Below are 15,626 nucleotides of genomic sequence, written 5' to 3'. Positions count from 1 at the left end.
GACGGGCCCGGCCCGTCCCGCCGCGTGTCGTCGCGTGTCGCCGCGTCAGTCGTCGTGGCGCTGGTTCAGGAAGCCGGTCACCACCGAGTAGAAGTCGTGGGGACGCTCCTCCTGCAAGTGGTGCGAGGCGTAGTCCATGACGTAGAGGTGTCCGCGCGGCACCATGCGGGCCAGCATCAGCGGATAGTCGGGCGTCAGGAACGCGTCGTACATGCCCCACGCGAACAGGACGGGCGCGATGACGCGGCCGAGTTCCTCGGTGAGATCCTGCCAGTCGCCGCGCGGGTTGTCCGAGGACGCGGCGAGCGCCATCTCCTCGGGGTCGAGGCTCTGCTCGTACCGGAGCGTGACGGTCTCGTCGGGGAGGGCCTCGGCGTCGTACCATTCCAGCCGCGCGATGAGGTCGCGCATCTTCTCCCAGGACGGGCCCGTCCCGCCGTAGTAGGCGTCGCGGGCGTTGCGGCCCCGGCGGCCGCCCTCGGGCAGCGGGGCGAGCGGCCCGTAGAACACCGGCATGCTGCCCGTGACGACCAGGGACCGCACCCGCTCGGGATACTTCGCGGCCAGGTTCAGCGCGATCGTGCCGCCCCAGGAATTGCACACGAAGTCGGCGCGGCCGATTTCCAGGGTGTCCATGAGCGCGATCGTCTTGGCGGCGTGGAAGTCCCACATCGGCCCGGTGATGACGCATTTCTCCGACCGGCCGTACTGGAGGATGTCGACCAGGAAGCAGTCCCGGTCGCGCGCGAACATTGGCGCGATGGCGCCGAAGTCCGTCCAGGCCGTGCAGCCCGGACCGCCGCCGTGCAGGAAAATCGTCGGGGCGCCCGAACCCATTCTCGTGTAGTGGTATTTCACGCCGTCTGCCTCGGCGTAAAGGCCCTCGGGGCCCGGCTTGGTGTCCATCCCCGGATCATCACCGGCGGGCGCGGGCGCCGGAAGTGCGGCGGTCCGCTGAGCGGTCCCCGCCCCTTACCGCCGATCGGGCCCGTGCGTAGGGTGCGTTTCCGGACGACCCCAACGGAGGTGGCAGGTGGAACCGGAGCCGTCCCCCACGGACGTGGACCTCGCCGAGAAGCGCGCCCGCGCCCTGGTCGGACGGGTGGAGCGCCGGTCGCTCGGCGTCGTGCGCGCCGACGCCGCCGCCGAGTTCGCGCGGGCCGCCGGGGAGGACTCGCCGCGCCTGGTCGACCCCGACCACCCGGAGTTCGCCGTCCATCCGATGTACGTCGTCAGCCTGCTGCGCGGCGCGCCCGGCGCGGCCGACGCCGAGTTCCGCCCGGACGGCATGTACCGCGACGAGGTCCCCGGCACGGACGGCCTGGACGTCTCCCTGATGGCCGGGGGCCAGGACGTCCGCTGGACGGGCGCGGTCCGCGTGGGCGACGACATCGAGGTCCGGCGGACGCTCGTCTCCGTCGAGCGGAAGGGGCGCGGGGCGGGCTTCGTCCTGCTGACCGTCGAGAAGACGTACGGGACGCCGGAGCGCGGCGTCCTCGCCGAGGTCACGGAAAGGTTCATCGTCCGATGAGCGAGCACGCGCCCGTCCCGGGGCAGGATGTGACGCCCGTGCGGGCCGCGCCCGACGCGGTCCGGCTGCTGCGGTTCGGCGCGGTGACGCGGAACGCGCACCGGATCCACTATGACGCCGAGTTCGCCCGCTCCGAGGGGCTCGACGGGCCGGTCGTGATGGCCCAGTTGCACGGCTGCCTGTTCCACCGCGCGGCGGCGGAGTTCGCGGGCGGCGACCCGGCGGCGGTCCGCGCGGTCGGCTGGCGCAACCGCGCGCCCGCGTGCGCCGGGGACCGGCTGACCGTCACCGGCACCGTCCGCGAGGTCGGCCCGGACGAGATCGTCCTCGACCTGGAGGAACGGCGCGGCGACGGCACCGTGTGCTGCCGCGGCCACGCCGTCGTCGCCCGGCGTCCCTGAGGTCAGGACATCGTCAGGGCGACCTTGCCGATGGCCGCGCCGGTGCGCAGCCGCTCGACGGCCTCGCCGAGCCGGTCGAGCCCGTACCGCTCGACGCGCAGGCTCAGCTCCCCGGCGGCGATCTCCGTCAGCAGCCGGTCGCCGACCTCGGCGAGCGCGCCGCCGCGCACCATCAGGTTGACCGGCAGCAGCGAGACGTTCGCGAGCAGGAAGTCGGCCAGGTCGACGGTGAACTCGCGACCGGCGGTGTACCCGACGAGCGCGGCCCGGCCGCCCGGCCGGACGTGCCCGAGCCCGTTCGCGAGCACCGGCCCGCCGACGGTGTCGACCAGCGCGTCGACGGGGCCGCCGAGCGCGTCGCGGTCCGCGAGGTCGCCGGCGAGGACGGCCCGCGCCCCGGCCGGGACGTGCGCCAGCTTGCCGGGCCGTCCGACGACCCCGATCACCTCGGCCCCGGCCCGCACCGCGAGCTGCGCGGCCAGCGACCCGACCGCCCCCGCCGCGCCGGTCACGACGACGCGCTCCCCCGCCTCGACCGCCGCGACGTCGTGCAGCGCGGCCCAGGCCGTGGCGGCGGGCGAGAAGAAGCAGCAGGCCAGCGCCGGGTCGACGCCGTCCGGGACGGCGACGACCGCCTTGTCCGGGACGACGGCGTGGTCGGCCCAGCCGCCGTCCCGGCGCAGGCCGAGACCGGCGCCGCGCACCCGGACCAGCGCGCCCACCGGGTGGACGCCGGACGCGACGACCGTCCCGCACGCCTCGGTGCCGGGCACGAACGGCAGCGGCGGCAGGATGCCGAACCGGCCGTCCACGATGTTGAGGTCGAGGTGCCCGACCTGCGCCGCGCCGATCCGGACGAGCGTCTCCCCGTCCCCGGGCGGCGGGACCCGGCGGGTCTCGACGCGCGGCGTCGATCCGAACTCGGTCAGCACGAGCGCCCTGGACGCGTTCACCGTGGTCATCACGCCCTCACCGTAGGACCGGCCGCCGCGCGCCCGCATGGCGCGCGGTCCGCCTACCGGACCGGCGGGCCGCCCGCCCGGTCCCCGCCACCCGCCTATGCGCGCCGCCCGGTTCCCGGCGTCTTGCTCAGCGGTCCGTTTCCATAGGCAAGCCGTTTCCGGCGGCCAATCATCTCGGCATCGCTCAACGTGACATCCGGAAGGACGATGCGCATGACCGGCTCAGACTCGCCCGATCCGCAGGACGGGGTCGGCGCCCGCCCCAGGGCGCGCGGGGTCGCGCGGCCGGGCCGGCAGGACTGGTCCGCCTGGCCCGAGTACGACGCCGCCGCCGAGGGCTTCCGCGGCTACTGGTACCCGGTCACCTGGTCCAGTCACGTGACCGGGAAGCCGCTCGCCGTCAAGGTCTGCGGGGAGAAGATCGCGCTGGTCCGGGACGGCGGCCGGGCGTACGCGCTGCACGACCGCTGCCCGCACCGGGGCGTCCCGCTGTCGCTCGGCGACCAGCAGTTCCCGGGCACGCTGAGCTGCCCGTACCACGGCTGGACGTACCGGCTGAACGACGGTCAGTTGTGCGCGGTCATCACCGACGGGCCCGAATCGCGCATCTGCGGCAAGGTCACCGTGCGGACCTATCCGGTCGAGGAACGGCTCGGAATGGTGTGGGTGTACGTGCCCCTCGCCAACGAGGAGCCGCACCCGATCGACTCGCAGCTTCCCGAGGAACTGGTCGAGAACCAGTTCGTCATGGGCGGCCGGATGCAGGAGCGTTCCGGGAACTGGCGGTTCGCCGCCGAGAACGGCTTCGACGAGGGGCACGCGAAATACCTGCACCGCACCTCGCTGTGGCGGATGTTCAAGCCGATGCCCACCTGGAACATTACCAAGATCGTCCCTGGCGGGCGGTGGATCTACCGCGTCCAGGAGGAGGTGCACTGGGACGCGACCTTCCCCGGCGTCGGACGCTGGTCGAACAAGCGGTGGTGGAAGCTCCAGCCGCCGAAGGAGACCTTCAACATCGGCAACACCGGCAAGCCGAAGAAGGTCGACCCGGTCATAGAGAAATGCGATTTCCCGGGGTTCGCGTCGCTGTCCATGCCGGGCGTGCTGCGCATCGTCTACCCGAACTTCATCCATTACGAGTTCTACGTCCCGGTGGACGCCGACCACCACCGCTACGTCGGCGTGATGATCAACTTCACCGAGGGGTGGAAGGCCGCCGGGTTCTACGTCAAGTACCTGGGCGCGATCCGCTGGCTGTTCCACGGCCAGTTCACCGGCCAGGACGCCTGGATGGTCGACGTCACCGACGCCCCGCCGGAGAAGCTCTACCGCCCCGACGTGTCGCTCACCGCCTGGCGCGGCCTCGCGCAGGAGGAGTTCTCGAAGAAGAAGGCGGCGGCGGGCGCGAAATGACATCCAACGCGAAATGACAGCCAAGGAGAGACCCGTGCGACGTACCCTGCTCACCCTGCTCGCGGGCGCGGCCCTCGCGGTGGTCGCGCCGCTGTGCTGGCGGCGGCTCGCCCGCACCGTCAACACCCAGGTCCACCGGATCGACCCGTGACCGCTCCGGACGGGCTCGCCGGGCTGGACGGGCGCCGCCGCGACCAGGTCGCGGCGGCGTGGCGGCACGTCACCGCCGACCGGCTCCGCGCCCTGGTGCGCGGCCTGGTGGACGTGCCGAGCCCCACCGGCCGCGAGGGCCCGCTCGCCCGGCACATCGCGGACACGCTCGCCGCCGCCGGGATCCCGGCGGCGGCGCAGCCGATCGACGACCGGCAGGCGAACGCGTGGGGGCGGCTGCCCGGCGACGGCACCGGCCCCGACCTCATGCTGTACGCGCCGATCGACACGCTGACCACGGGCGACCCGGACGAGGACGTCCCTTGGATCGGGCCGGAGCTGCGTCCCGACATGCGCGCCGAGGCGCGCGACGTCGGCGACCTCGTGACCGGGCTGGGCGCGTCCAACCCGAAGGGCCACGCGGCCTGCGTGCTGATGGCCGCCGAGGCGATCCACCGCGCGGGGGTGCCGCTGACCGGCGACCTGCTCGTCGCGTTCGGCGCCGGGGGGATGCCGACGAACGCGCTGCCGGGGGACGTCCGGCGCAACACCGGGCAGGGCGCGGGCTGCTCGTTCCTGCTCGAACAGGGCCACTGGACCGACTTCGCGGTCATCGCCAAGCCCGGCTGGACGGTGTCCTGGGAGGAGGTCGGCCTCGCCTGGTTCGAGGTGACGGTGAACGGCGTCCACACCTACGTCGGGTCGCGGCACCGCCTGCCCTACCGGAACGCGATCGCCGCCGCGGGCGAGGTCGCGAAGCGGCTCGAAGCCTGGTTCCCCGAGTACGCCGAGCGGCACACCGGGGGGACGGTCGCGCCGCAGGGCGTCGTCGCCTCCGTGGAGGGCGGCTGGCCGCGAATGGCGGCGGTCACGCCCGCCGCCTGCCGGATGCTGGTCGACCTGCGGCTCAGCCCGCGCACGACGCCGATGCAGGCCAAGCGGGAATTCGCCGCCGCGATCGAGCGGATCCGAGAAGACCTTCCCGGAACGGAGGTGACATTCGAAATGGTGCTCGCCATTCCGGGCACCGCGTCCGATCCGGAGATGTGGGTGTGCCGCAGCGCGATCGCCGCGTGGGAGGCCATGGCGGGACGCCCGCACGAGGTCATCCGCGGCAACAGCGGCGCGACGGACGCCAACATCCTGCGCGGCCGGGGCGTCCCGACCGTGCGGATCGGCATGCCCAAGGTGACCGACGCGCCATTCGACATCGACTTCTCGATGGGGATGAACACAGTCGACGTCCGGGAGATGGAAAGGCTCACGCGCCATCTGATCCGCACCGCCGTCGACACCCTGACCCGAACCCGAGCCGAGGTGGGACTGTGACGGAGATCGTGCTCGGTGTCGGAGCGTCGCACAGCACGCTGATGAACACCCATTGGGAGGAGACGACCCACAAGGACGAGGCGGAGCGTTTCCGCGACGGCCTCCGCGCCGCCCGCGACGAATTGGCCGCCGCGCGTCCGGACACCGTCGTCCTGGTCGGCTCGAACCATTTCCGCGGGTTCTGGCTCGACCTCATTCCGAGCTTCACGATCGGCGTCGGCGAATGCGTCGCGAGCGGCGAGTCCGGAACGCCGGAGGGCCCGCAGCCGGTGGACGTGGAACTGGCCCGGCACATCGCCGACTCGCTCGTCGGCGGCGGCCGTTTCGACGTCGCGTTCTCCGCCCGGCTGCAGATCGACCACGGGCAGTCGCACGCGATCCAGTACCTGCTCGACGGGCTGGACGTGGAGATCGTCCCGCTCGTGGTGAACGTGTTCGCGCCGCCGCTGCCGACCCTCGCCCGCTGCGAGGCGCTCGGCCACGCGATCCGGGAGGCCGTCACCGCGTTCCCCGGCGGGAGGCGCGTCGCCGTCGTCGGCTCCGGCGGCCTGTCGCACCGGCTGCCCTGGCCCGACTGGCGGAGCCCGGACGGCGACGACGAGGAGTTCATGGTCCGCGCCTGGCTCGACGGCCGCAACAACTGGCGCGACTACGACGCGCGGCGGCGGCAGATCGTCCGGGCCGCCGAAAGCGCCATCACCCCGGAATTCGACGAGCAGTTCCTCGACCTGGTCGAGAAGGGCGAGACGCACCGCCTCACCGCCCAGACGACAGCGGAACTCGAAAAGGCGGCCGGGAACGGCGCGCAGGAACTGCGCACCTGGCTGATCATGGCCGCCGCGCTCGGGCACGCGCCCGGCCGCCGCCTCGCCTACGAGGCGATCCCCGACTGGCTCACCGGAATGGCCGTCGCCGTCATCGACCCCGCCCCCAGTGGCGAACAAGGAAAGGCTGAACGATGAGCATCTGGACCGCGCTGTCGGATCTCGACTACCGGCACACCTACGTCGACGCGGGCGGCGTCCGGACGAGGGCGGTGCAGGCCGGGCCCGAGGACGGCGAGCACGTCGTCTTCCTGCACGGCACCAGCGGGCACCTGGAGGCGTTCGTCCGGAACCTCCCGGCGCACGCGGAGAAGTACCGCTGCCACGCTGTCGACATGCTCGGGCACGGGTACACCGGGAAGCCGGACGTCCCGCAGGAGATCCCGCGCTACGTCGAGCACCTGATCGCCTACCTGGACGCGGTCGGCGCGGAGCGCGCCCACCTCGTCGGCGAGTCGCTCGGCGGGTGGGTGTCGGCGTGGGCGGCGAGCGAGCACCCGGAGCGGGTCGCGTCGCTGCAACTGCTGTGCATGGGCGGCACCAAGGTCAACCCGCCGGTGATGGAGCGCATCAAGAAGACGACGACGGCCGCGTCCCTGAGCGAGGACGTGGAGCTGACCCGCGACCGGCTGCGCCTCCTGTGGGCCGACTGGGACGAGGAGCTCGGCGACGAGCTGACCGAGGTCCGCTACACGATCTACCACCGTCCGGACTTCCAGAAGAACCTGCCGAACCTGCTGGCCCTGCAGGAGACGGAGGTCCGCGAGCGGAACCTGCTGCTGCCGGAGCGGATGGGCCGGATCACGGCGCCGACGCTGGTCGTCTGGGGCAACAAGAACCCGTTCGGCGACGTGCCCGAGGCGCAGGCGATCACCGACGCGATCCCCGGCGCGCGGCTGGAGGTCTTCAACGGGTGCGGGCACTGGCCGCAGCACGAGCGGGCCGACGAGTACAACCCGCTGAGCTTGGCCTTCCTCGCGGACGCCCAGGTCAGAGCATTGCCAAAGTAAGCAGAATGTGATTTGTTACATCATCCAGGCTCCCATGGCCGCCGAATCCCCTGCGAGGTTTGTGTCATGGCAGTGGTTCCGTTCGCTCGTTCCGGATCGACAGCCGTCGCCGCCGCGGAGCAGCCCGCGGACGTCGACTCGATGAACTCCGTCATCGGCAAGACGCGGCTCATCATCGAGGCGTTCACCGCCGACGACGACGCGCTCTCGCTCGCCGAGCTGGTCCGGCGGTCCGGGGTGACGAAGGCCAGCGTGCACCGGCTCGCCCAGGAACTGCTCGAATGGGGCGTGCTCGAACGGGCCGGGAACCGGTACCGGCTCGGCCTGCGGCTGTTCGAGATCGGCCAGCGGGTGCCGCGGCAGCGCAATCTCCGCGAGGCCGCCCACCCGTATATGGAGGACCTGCTGCTCGCCACGCAGGAGACCGTCCATTTCGCGATTCACGACGGGCTGGAAGTGCTCTATGTGGAGAAGCTCGTCGTCCATCGCGGGCTGAACAAGCAGTCGCGGATCGCGGGACGGCTGCCGCTGCACTGCACGGCCACGGGAAAGGTGATCCTCGCCTTCTCGCCTCCCGAACTGCTCCAGGAGGTGCTCCGCAACGGGCTGACGGTGCTGACCCGCAAGACCGTCACCCAGCCGGGGCGGCTCCGCCAGCAGATCGAGCGGGCCCGCGCCGGACGCCTCGCGGTCGAGGTCGAGGAGACGAGGCTCGGCTACATGAGCGTGGCCGTCCCGGTCTTCGGCGAGGAGGACGAGCTGGTCGGCGCGCTGTCGATCACGGCGCCGACCTTCCGGATGAACCTCGGGCGGTTCGCCGGGGGCCTGCGGACGGCGGCGAACGGGATCTCCCGCTCGCTCCAGTCCGCCTCCTAGGCCGCCGGCGGGACGGTCACCGCGACGGGACGCGCACCTCAGCGGTGCCGGTCGCGCACACCGTCCCGTCGGCGGCCGTCCCGGCGAGGTCGAACTCGACGAGGCGCCCGTCGCCGTCGTCCGTCACCGCCGTGACCCGTCCGGAGAACGTCAGCGGGACGCCCGCGAACGCGGTCGCGCGGTTGCGCCACTCGACCCGGCGCAGGACGGCGCCGGGCCCGGCGGCGTTCAGCGCGGTCCGCGCGAACATCTCGCCGTGCAGGGTCGACTGCACCACCACGTCGGGGAACCCCTCGGCGCGGGCGTGCGCCTGGTCGTAGTGGATGCGGTGCGAGTTCCAGGTCACCGCGCTGAACCGGAAGAGCGCCAGGTGCGTCGGGGTGTACTCGATCGGCGGGCACGCCGCGCCCGGTTCAGTCTCCATCGCCGTCTCCCAGCACGATCACCGATTCGTCCATGACCACGAGGGGCGTCCCGGCGGCGTCCGTGTAGTCCGTGCGCAGGGCGAGGACGACGAAGTCCCCGGCCCTGCCGTGCTTGCGCGACGCGCTCGTGAGCCGCCGCTCGGCGTGCACGACCGTCCCGGCCGTGACGGGCGCGAGCAGCCGGACGGCCTGCCCGCCGTGCACCTGCCGCACCGGGAGGCCCGCCGTGCAGGGCGACTCGCGCGCGGCGAGCCCGTCCGGCCGCAGCTCGCCCTCCGGCGGGCCGTCCGCCCAGCTCAGGATGCCGGTCAGGAACATCGGCGGCGCGACGACCGGGCGTCCGGCGGCCTCGTCCGCGCGGGCGGCCGCCGCGTGGTCGTCGGCGCCGACCGCGACCGCGTACCGGCAGACGTCCCGGACCGTGACCTCGCCCAGCCGCTCCCGCTCGACCGCGCCCACCAGGCGCTCGGCCCGCGCGCACACCTCGTCGAGCGGGTCGCGGGCGCGCTCGTCATCCTTCGTCACGGGACCGACGTTTCCACGGCGGGGACGGGGCGGTAACCCGATCGTCCTGCTCACCGGACCGCGCCGGTTGGTGGCCGGGCGCCGGGTCCTTACCGTCGTCAGCACCCGCCCACCGAGCACCCGCAGGAGGTCCCCCCGTGATCCGTGTGCTGGAAATCGGCGACTTCGCCGCCCCGGACGCCGGGCGCACGCTCGTCGGCCTGGGCGCGGACGTCACGATCGTCGAGCCCGCCGGGGGCGTGCCGGAGCGCCGCGCCGACCCGGTCGGGTTCGCCCACCGGGCGGGCGGGAAGTCCGCGGCGACGGCGGCGGACGCGGCGGCCCTCGCGCCGTCCTGCGAGGTGATCCTGGACGGCACCCTCGGCGACCCGTCCACCGCCGACGTCGCCGCCGAGCTGGTGCGGGCCGCCGGTCCGGACGTCGTGCACATCGTGCTGACCCCGTACGGCGACGCCGGTCCGGCGTCCGGCTGGGCGGCGACCGACCTGACCGTCGCGGCGGCGGGCGGCATGCTCGCGCTGGTCGGACGTCCCGACCGGCCGCCGCTGCGGCCCTACGGCGACCAGGCCGTCCAGCTCGCGGGCGTGAACGCGGCGATCGCGGCGCTGCTCGCGGTCCGCGCGGGCGGCGGGCAGCGGGTGGTGGTGTCGGCGCAGGCGGCGGTCGCCGCCAGCCTGGAGTTCGGCGCGATCACCTACATCCACACGGGACGCGTCCCGCCGCGCACCGGCAGCACGCACCCGCTCGCCCCGCACACGCTGTTCGCCACGGCGGACGGCGTCATCGCGGGCGGTCTCGGCGGCAGCCCCCGGATGTTCGACGCGCTGCTCGCCTGGCTCGTCGAGACCGGCGACGCGGGCGACCTCGCCGACGCGCGCTGGCAGGACCCGGACTACCGCGTCGTGCACCGGGAGGAGATCTTCCAGCGGCTCGCGAAGATCGTCCGGGACCGGGACCGCGACCGGCTCTTCCACGAGGGCCAGGCGCGCAGGCTCCCGTGGGCGGCGGTGCTGCGCCCGGACGAGCTGACCGGAAACGCGCAGCTCCAGGACCGCGGCTTCTTCGCCGAACTCGTCACCGGCTCAGGCCCGGTCGTGGACGTGGGCTTCGCCGCCCGGGTGCGCGGCGCGGAGCCGCCGAGCCCGCTGCGGGTGCCGGAGCCCGGCTCGCGTCCGGCGGGCGCGGGCCCGGCGCGGCGGCGCGCGGCGTCCCGCAAGACGCGCGGGGCGCGCGGGGCGCTGGACGGGGTGCGCGTCCTCGACCTCACCTGGGTGCTCGCGGGCCCGTACGCGACGAAGACCCTCGCCGACCACGGCGCCGAGGTCATCAAGATCGAGTCGCGGCACCGGCCCGACCCGACCCGGTTCTCGACCGGCTTCCACCTGTCCCGCTCGTCCGACGCCGACCCGGACACCAGCGGCTACTTCAACAACGTCAACCGCAACAAGAAGAGCGTCACGCTCAACCTCCGCACCGAGGAGGGCCGCGACCTCGCGCTGCGGCTCGCCGCGCACTGCGACCTGGTCGTGGAGAACTTCGCGGCGGGCGTCCTCGACCGGCTCGGCCTCGGGTACGAGCGGCTGCGCGCGGCGCGTCCGGACATCGTGGTGGTGAGCATGTCCGGCATGGGGCACACCGGGCCCTGGCGCGACTACGTGTCCTACGCCGACGCCGTGTCCGCCCTGTCCGGCTGGACGGCCCTCACCGGCGAGCCGGGCGAGCCGCCGGTCGGCGTCGTCTACGGCCTCGCGGACATCATCGCCGGGCACCACGCCGCCCTCGCCGCGCTCGCCGCGCTGGACGTCCGCGACCGCACCGGCGAGGGCCAGCACGTCGACCTCGCGCAACTGGAGACCGCCGCCGCGCACCTCGGGGACGCGATCGCCCGCGTCGGGTTCGGCGAGCACGTCGAGCCGATCGGCAACCGGCACCCCCGCATGTCCCCGCACGGCGTGTTCCCCTGCCTCGGCGACGACACGTGGGTGGCGGTCGCGGCGCGCGACGACGGCGACTTCGCCCGCCTCCTCGCCGCGACCGGCCTGCCCGGCGATCCCGCGTGGGCGACCCTGCCCGGACGCCGCGAGCACGAGGACGAAATCGAGCGCCGCCTCGCCGCCTGGACGCGGTCGCGCCCCGCCGAGTCGGTGGCCGAGACCCTCCAGCGGCACGGCGTCCCCGCGTACGCGGTGCGCGACGGCCGCACGCTCGTCGAACACGACGAGGCCCTCCGCGCGTGGGACTTCTACCGCTCGCTCGGCCACCCCGCCGGCGGGACCTTCCTGCATGAGGGCCTGCCCGTCCGGATGGCCCGCGCCTCGGGCGGCGTCACCGCGCCCGCCCCGCGCCTCGGCGAGCACACCGCCGGGGTGCTGACGGACCTGCTCGGCCTGAGCACCGCCGAACAGGACGCCCTGCGCACAGCCGGCGTCCTGGAATAGGACGCGCACCATGGAAGAGAACGAACACGACCTGCTCGTCCGGTCGATGACCTGGGAGGCGGACGGGGTCCTGTCCGTCGTCCTGGCCCGGCCGGACGGCGCGCCGCTGCCGCCCTGGGAGCCCGGCGCGCACCTGGAGCTCGACCTCGGGAAGTGGATCCGCCAGTACTCGCTGTGCGGGACGCCCGCCGACACCGGGACGTACCGGATCGGCATCCTGTACCAGCCCGACGGCCGGGGCGGCTCCGCCTACGTCCATGAGGAGCTCCGGCCCGGCCAGGTGGTGCGGGTGCGCGGGCCGCGCAACCGGTTCCCGCTGGTCGACGCGCCGCGCTACCTGTTCATCGCGGGCGGCATCGGCATCACGCCACTGCTGCCGATGATGGCGCGGGCGTCGGCGGACGGCGTCCCGTGGCGGCTCGTGTACGGCGGGCGGAGCCGGACGTCGATGGCGTTCCTGCCGGAGCTCGTCCCGTACGGGGACGCGGTGACCGTCGTCCCCGAGGACGGCGCGGGGCGTCCCGACCTCGACGCCCTGCTCGGCACGCCCGAGCCGGGCACGGCCGTGTACTGCTGCGGCCCGGAGGGCCTGCTCGCGGCGGTCGAGGCGCGGTGCGCGGCGTGGCCGGACGGCAGCCTGCACGTCGAGCGCTTCGCCGCCGCGCCCCGCGACCCGTCCCTGGACGGCGACGACACCGCCTTCCAGGTGGAGTGCGCGCGGTCCGGGCTGACCGTGGACGTCGCGGCCGACGAGTCGGTCGTCGACGCGCTGGACCGCTCCGGGATCTCCGTCCCGACCGCGTGCGGCGAGGGGATCTGCGGGACGTGCGAGACGTCCGTCCTCGCCGGGGTCCCGGACCACCGCGACGAACTGCTGACCGACGCGGAGCGGGAGGCCGGGCGCACGATGATGCCGTGCGTCTCCCGCTGCCTGTCGGGACGGCTCGTCCTCGATCTTTAAGGAGACGGTATGAAGGTCGGCATCCGGATCCCCGCGTGCGACCGCCCGGACCGGCTCGCGTCCGTCGCGGCGCGGGCGGAGCGGCTCGGCTTCGACGAGGTCTGGTTCCCCGACTCGCAACTGCTGTGGCGGGACGTCTTCTCCGTCCTGTCGGTGACGGCCCTGCGCACCGAGCGGATCGGGCTCGGCACCGCCGTGACGAACGTCGCGACCCGGCACCCGTCGGTGGTCGCGTCGGCGGCGCGGACGGTCGCGGAGCTGGCGCCCGGCCGCTTCACGCTCGGGCTCGGCGTCGGGAACAGCTCCGTCCTGCCGGTCGGGATGCGGGCGAGCACCGGCGCGGAGTTCGCGGCGGGCGTCGCGCAGGTGCGGGCGCTGCTCGCGGGCGGCGAATGGGACTACGGGCCGGTGCGGTCGCGGCTGCGCGACCCGGCGCCGGCCGTCCCGATCCAGGTGGCCGCGAGCGGGCCGCGCAACCTGCGGCTGGCGGGTGCGGTCGCGGACGGCGTCGTGCTGCTCAGCGGTGTGTCCCCCGACACCCTCGCCGCCGCCGCGAAGGAGGTCGGGGAGGGGGCGCGCGAGGCGGGGCGGACGGCGGACGTCCCGCTGACGGTCTCGGCGTTCTGCGAGGTCACCGACGACGCGGCCGCGGCCGCCCGGAAGCTGAAGCCCATCTGCGCGTCGATCGCGCAGAACGGCGGCGCGCCCTTCCTCGCCCTCGCCGGGATCGACGTCTCCGTGCCCGCCCGCGTGGACGAGGTCTACCCCGACCTCGTCCACGCGGAGGACTGGGACCAGGCCGTCGAGGTCGCGGGCCGCTGGATCTCCGACGACGACGCCCTCGCCTTCGCGAACGCCTTCTGCCTCATCGGCACCGCCGACGAGATCGCGGCGCGGCTCCGCGAGACGTTCGCGGCGGGCGCGTCGGGCGTGTTCCTCCAGCACGTCGGCTCCTACGACCCGCCGCACGACCTCATCGAGGCCGTGGGCGGCGACGTCCTGCCCTCTCTCTGAATCAGGCGTACTGGGGGGTGCGGGCGGTCTTGACCGCCTCGCGGAGGTGCTGCTCCTCCTCGTCGGACAGGGACGTCTGGATGATGTGGCCGCCGAGCGGGGCCATCTCCGGGATGACCTTGTCCGGGTTGCGCTTGTCGGCGAGGACGAACACCGCCGCGCCGCCGGGCGGCAGGTGGTCGCCCAGGTTGCGCATGAAGTCGTCGTCGATGCCGAGGTCGGACGAGGCGCCCATGGCCGCGCCCGCCGCGCCGCCGATCGCCATGCCGAGCAGCGGCATGAAGAAGATGAGCCCGATCAACCCGCCCCACGCGGCGCCGCCGAGCGCGCCGCCCGCGACGAGGTTGCGGGCCTGGTGGAGCTTGATCTTGCCGCCCTCGCGGTGCTCGACGATGACGAGGTCGGCCAGCTCGATGACGTGCTCCTTCTGCAACTGGACGAGCTTGTCCCTGGCCCGTTCGGCGGCGGGCAGGTCGTCGTAGGCGACGGCGATCAGATCGCTCATGGTTCCCCCTGTGTACTGCTTTGCCGGTGTGTGCAGGAAATGTGCACGTGCGTTACTTACCTCCGTCTTCGTCATGCCTCCCACCGGACTTCGTCAAGTCTCCGTTGGACGGGGCGAGCGGGACGGGCCCGGGCAGCCCGCCGATCCGCGGCGGCCAACGCCGGGTCAATCACGTCAAAAGACTTTCGGCGGACCTGTCACAGCGCGGCCCCCTGTCCGGTCTTAGCTGGCGACCGAGTGGGCAACCAACGCCTCAACGGAAACGGAGGGCTCCCTATGAAGATCGTGGTCATCGGCGGAACCGGCCTGATCGGGTCGAAGCTCGTGGCGGGACTCGGCGAGCGCGGCCACGAGGCGGTCGCCGCCTCGCCGAACACCGGGGTGAACACGCTGACCGGCGAGGGGCTGGCCGACGCGGTGGCGGGCGCGGCCGTCGTGATCGACGTGTCGAACTCGCCGTCGTTCGAGGACGCGGCGGTGCTGGAGTTCTTCCGGACGTCGACCGGCAACCTGCTCGCCGCGGAGGCGGAGGCCGGGGTCGGCCACCATGTGGCGCTGTCGGTGGTGGGCACGGGACGGCGTCCCGACATCGGCTACTTCGCGGCGAAGAACGCGCAGGAGGAGCTGATCAAGCGGTCGGGGATCCCGTACTCGATCGTCCACGCGACGCAGTTCTTCGAGTTCGCGCACGCCATCGCCGACGGCGCCACCGACGGCGACGCGGTGCGGATGCCGCCCGTCGCGTTCCAGCCGATCGCGGGCGACGAGGTGGCGAAGGCGGTCGGGCGCGCCGCGCTGGCCGAGCCGCTGAACGGGGACATCGAGATCGGCGGGCCCGAGCGGTTCCGGATGGACGACTTCTTCCGCTCCGCGCTGACCGCCTGGGGCGACCGGCGGCACGTCGTGACCGACCCGCACGCGCGCTACTTCGGCGCCGAGCTGAACGAGCCCGACCTCGTTCCGGTGGACGGCGCGACGCTCGGGCAGGTCAAGTACGCCGACTGGCTGTCGGCCGACAAGTAGGGCGAACGGCCATGACCGCGCCCGCGATGGTCGCCGAGTTCGGCGACGTGGCCGCGTGGACCGCCGAGGCCGTCGCGCAGCTCGGCGCGGAGCACGCCATCCCGGCCGCGTGCCGGGGCAGCGCCAGCCCCACCGCGCTGGCCTGGCTCGCCGAGGCGTGCGAGCTGGCGCCCGGCACGCGGCTGCTGGACGTCGGCGCGGGCGCGGGCGGCCCGGCCGCCTGGGCGGCGCGGCGG

At 73.7% G+C, this 15,626-nt stretch carries 17 protein-coding genes; 12 read left to right on the top strand and 5 right to left on the bottom strand.

Annotated elements, in window-relative coordinates; all coding sequences use genetic code 11:
* Positions 1–45 precede the first annotated feature (45 nt).
* Positions 46–906, bottom strand: a complete 861-nt coding sequence (locus ACH01S_RS37195; RefSeq protein WP_067903605.1) for an alpha/beta fold hydrolase — start codon at positions 904–906, stop codon at positions 46–48.
* Positions 907–1,033: 127 nt separating this feature from the next.
* Here ACH01S_RS37195 and ACH01S_RS37190 point away from each other — a divergent pair, with 127 nt between their 5' ends.
* On the top strand, positions 1,034–1,531 hold the full coding sequence (locus ACH01S_RS37190; RefSeq protein WP_218010532.1) for an FAS1-like dehydratase domain-containing protein: 498 nt from the start codon (positions 1,034–1,036) through the stop codon (positions 1,529–1,531).
* A complete protein-coding gene (locus ACH01S_RS37185) occupies positions 1,528–1,932 on the top strand; it encodes a hotdog family protein (protein WP_067903600.1) in 405 nt (134 codons plus the stop codon). The genes ACH01S_RS37190 and ACH01S_RS37185 overlap by 4 nt, the downstream gene beginning before the upstream one ends.
* 2 nt (positions 1,933–1,934) lie before the next feature.
* Here ACH01S_RS37185 and ACH01S_RS37180 read toward each other — a convergent pair whose 3' ends face one another.
* Positions 1,935–2,894, bottom strand: coding sequence for a quinone oxidoreductase family protein (locus tag ACH01S_RS37180; protein ID WP_067903712.1), 960 nt, complete (start codon positions 2,892–2,894; stop codon positions 1,935–1,937).
* 213 nt (positions 2,895–3,107) lie between these two features.
* On the opposite strand from ACH01S_RS37180, the gene ACH01S_RS37175 reads away from it, so the two are divergent.
* The 5 genes from ACH01S_RS37175 (at position 3,108) to ACH01S_RS37155 (ending at position 8,499) form a co-directional block, all read left to right on the top strand.
* Positions 3,108–4,310, top strand: a complete 1,203-nt coding sequence (locus ACH01S_RS37175) for an aromatic ring-hydroxylating dioxygenase subunit alpha (RefSeq protein WP_067903595.1) — start codon at positions 3,108–3,110, stop codon at positions 4,308–4,310.
* Between the two features lie 147 nt (positions 4,311–4,457).
* Entirely contained in the window at positions 4,458–5,789 is a 1,332-nt protein-coding gene (locus ACH01S_RS37170; protein WP_067903588.1) for a M20 family metallopeptidase, read from the top strand.
* Positions 5,786–6,751 carry a DODA-type extradiol aromatic ring-opening family dioxygenase gene (locus tag ACH01S_RS37165; RefSeq protein ID WP_067903583.1) on the top strand — a complete coding sequence of 322 codons (966 nt, stop codon included), beginning with the start codon at positions 5,786–5,788 and terminating at the stop codon, positions 6,749–6,751. The genes ACH01S_RS37170 and ACH01S_RS37165 overlap by 4 nt, the downstream gene beginning before the upstream one ends.
* Positions 6,748–7,623 (top strand): alpha/beta fold hydrolase, encoded by an 876-nt coding sequence (locus ACH01S_RS37160; protein ID WP_067903577.1) that lies wholly within the window; start codon positions 6,748–6,750, stop codon positions 7,621–7,623. Before ACH01S_RS37165 ends, ACH01S_RS37160 begins: the two co-directional genes overlap by 4 nt.
* A gap of 66 nt (positions 7,624–7,689) precedes the next feature.
* A complete protein-coding gene (locus ACH01S_RS37155) occupies positions 7,690–8,499 on the top strand; it encodes an IclR family transcriptional regulator (RefSeq protein ID WP_067903574.1) in 810 nt (269 codons plus the stop codon).
* 16 nt (positions 8,500–8,515) lie between these two features.
* Here the strand turns inward: ACH01S_RS37155 and ACH01S_RS37150 are convergent, their stop codons facing one another.
* The gene (locus ACH01S_RS37150) at positions 8,516–8,923 is read right to left on the bottom strand and encodes a hotdog family protein (RefSeq protein WP_067903571.1); all 408 of its coding nucleotides are present in this window, start codon (positions 8,921–8,923) and stop codon (positions 8,516–8,518) included.
* Positions 8,913–9,449 carry an FAS1-like dehydratase domain-containing protein gene (locus ACH01S_RS37145; protein ID WP_067903568.1) on the bottom strand — a complete coding sequence of 179 codons (537 nt, stop codon included), beginning with the start codon at positions 9,447–9,449 and terminating at the stop codon, positions 8,913–8,915. Before ACH01S_RS37145 ends, ACH01S_RS37150 begins: the two co-directional genes overlap by 11 nt.
* 137 nt (positions 9,450–9,586) lie before the next feature.
* On the opposite strand from ACH01S_RS37145, the gene ACH01S_RS37140 reads away from it, so the two are divergent.
* Genes ACH01S_RS37140 through ACH01S_RS37130 form a run of 3 tightly spaced genes read left to right on the top strand, consistent with a single transcriptional unit; the run spans position 9,587 to position 13,862 of the window.
* The gene (locus ACH01S_RS37140) at positions 9,587–11,887 is read left to right on the top strand and encodes a CaiB/BaiF CoA-transferase family protein (RefSeq protein ID WP_218010530.1); all 2,301 of its coding nucleotides are present in this window, start codon (positions 9,587–9,589) and stop codon (positions 11,885–11,887) included.
* A gap of 10 nt (positions 11,888–11,897) precedes the next feature.
* The gene (locus tag ACH01S_RS37135; protein ID WP_067903565.1) at positions 11,898–12,848 is read left to right on the top strand and encodes a PDR/VanB family oxidoreductase; all 951 of its coding nucleotides are present in this window, start codon (positions 11,898–11,900) and stop codon (positions 12,846–12,848) included.
* Between the two features lie 9 nt (positions 12,849–12,857).
* A complete protein-coding gene (locus ACH01S_RS37130) occupies positions 12,858–13,862 on the top strand; it encodes an LLM class flavin-dependent oxidoreductase (RefSeq protein WP_067903562.1) in 1,005 nt (334 codons plus the stop codon).
* Position 13,863: 1 nt separating this feature from the next.
* On the opposite strand, the gene ACH01S_RS37125 is transcribed toward ACH01S_RS37130, so the two are convergent.
* The gene (locus ACH01S_RS37125; protein ID WP_067903559.1) at positions 13,864–14,367 is read right to left on the bottom strand and encodes a DUF1269 domain-containing protein; all 504 of its coding nucleotides are present in this window, start codon (positions 14,365–14,367) and stop codon (positions 13,864–13,866) included.
* 276 nt (positions 14,368–14,643) lie between these two features.
* On the opposite strand from ACH01S_RS37125, the gene ACH01S_RS37120 reads away from it, so the two are divergent.
* Together ACH01S_RS37120 and ACH01S_RS37115 are read left to right on the top strand one after the other, a co-directional pair.
* On the top strand, positions 14,644–15,390 hold the full coding sequence (locus tag ACH01S_RS37120) for an SDR family oxidoreductase (protein WP_067903556.1): 747 nt from the start codon (positions 14,644–14,646) through the stop codon (positions 15,388–15,390).
* Between the two features lie 11 nt (positions 15,391–15,401).
* A partial coding sequence (locus tag ACH01S_RS37115; protein ID WP_218010529.1) for a hypothetical protein occupies positions 15,402–15,626 on the top strand: 225 nt, incomplete at its 3' end.

It is taken from the genome of Actinomadura chibensis NBRC 106107 (genome assembly GCF_001552135.1).
Lineage (GTDB): Bacteria > Actinomycetota > Actinomycetes > Streptosporangiales > Streptosporangiaceae > Spirillospora > Spirillospora chibensis.
This window is presented reverse-complemented; position numbering and strand designations above follow the sequence as displayed.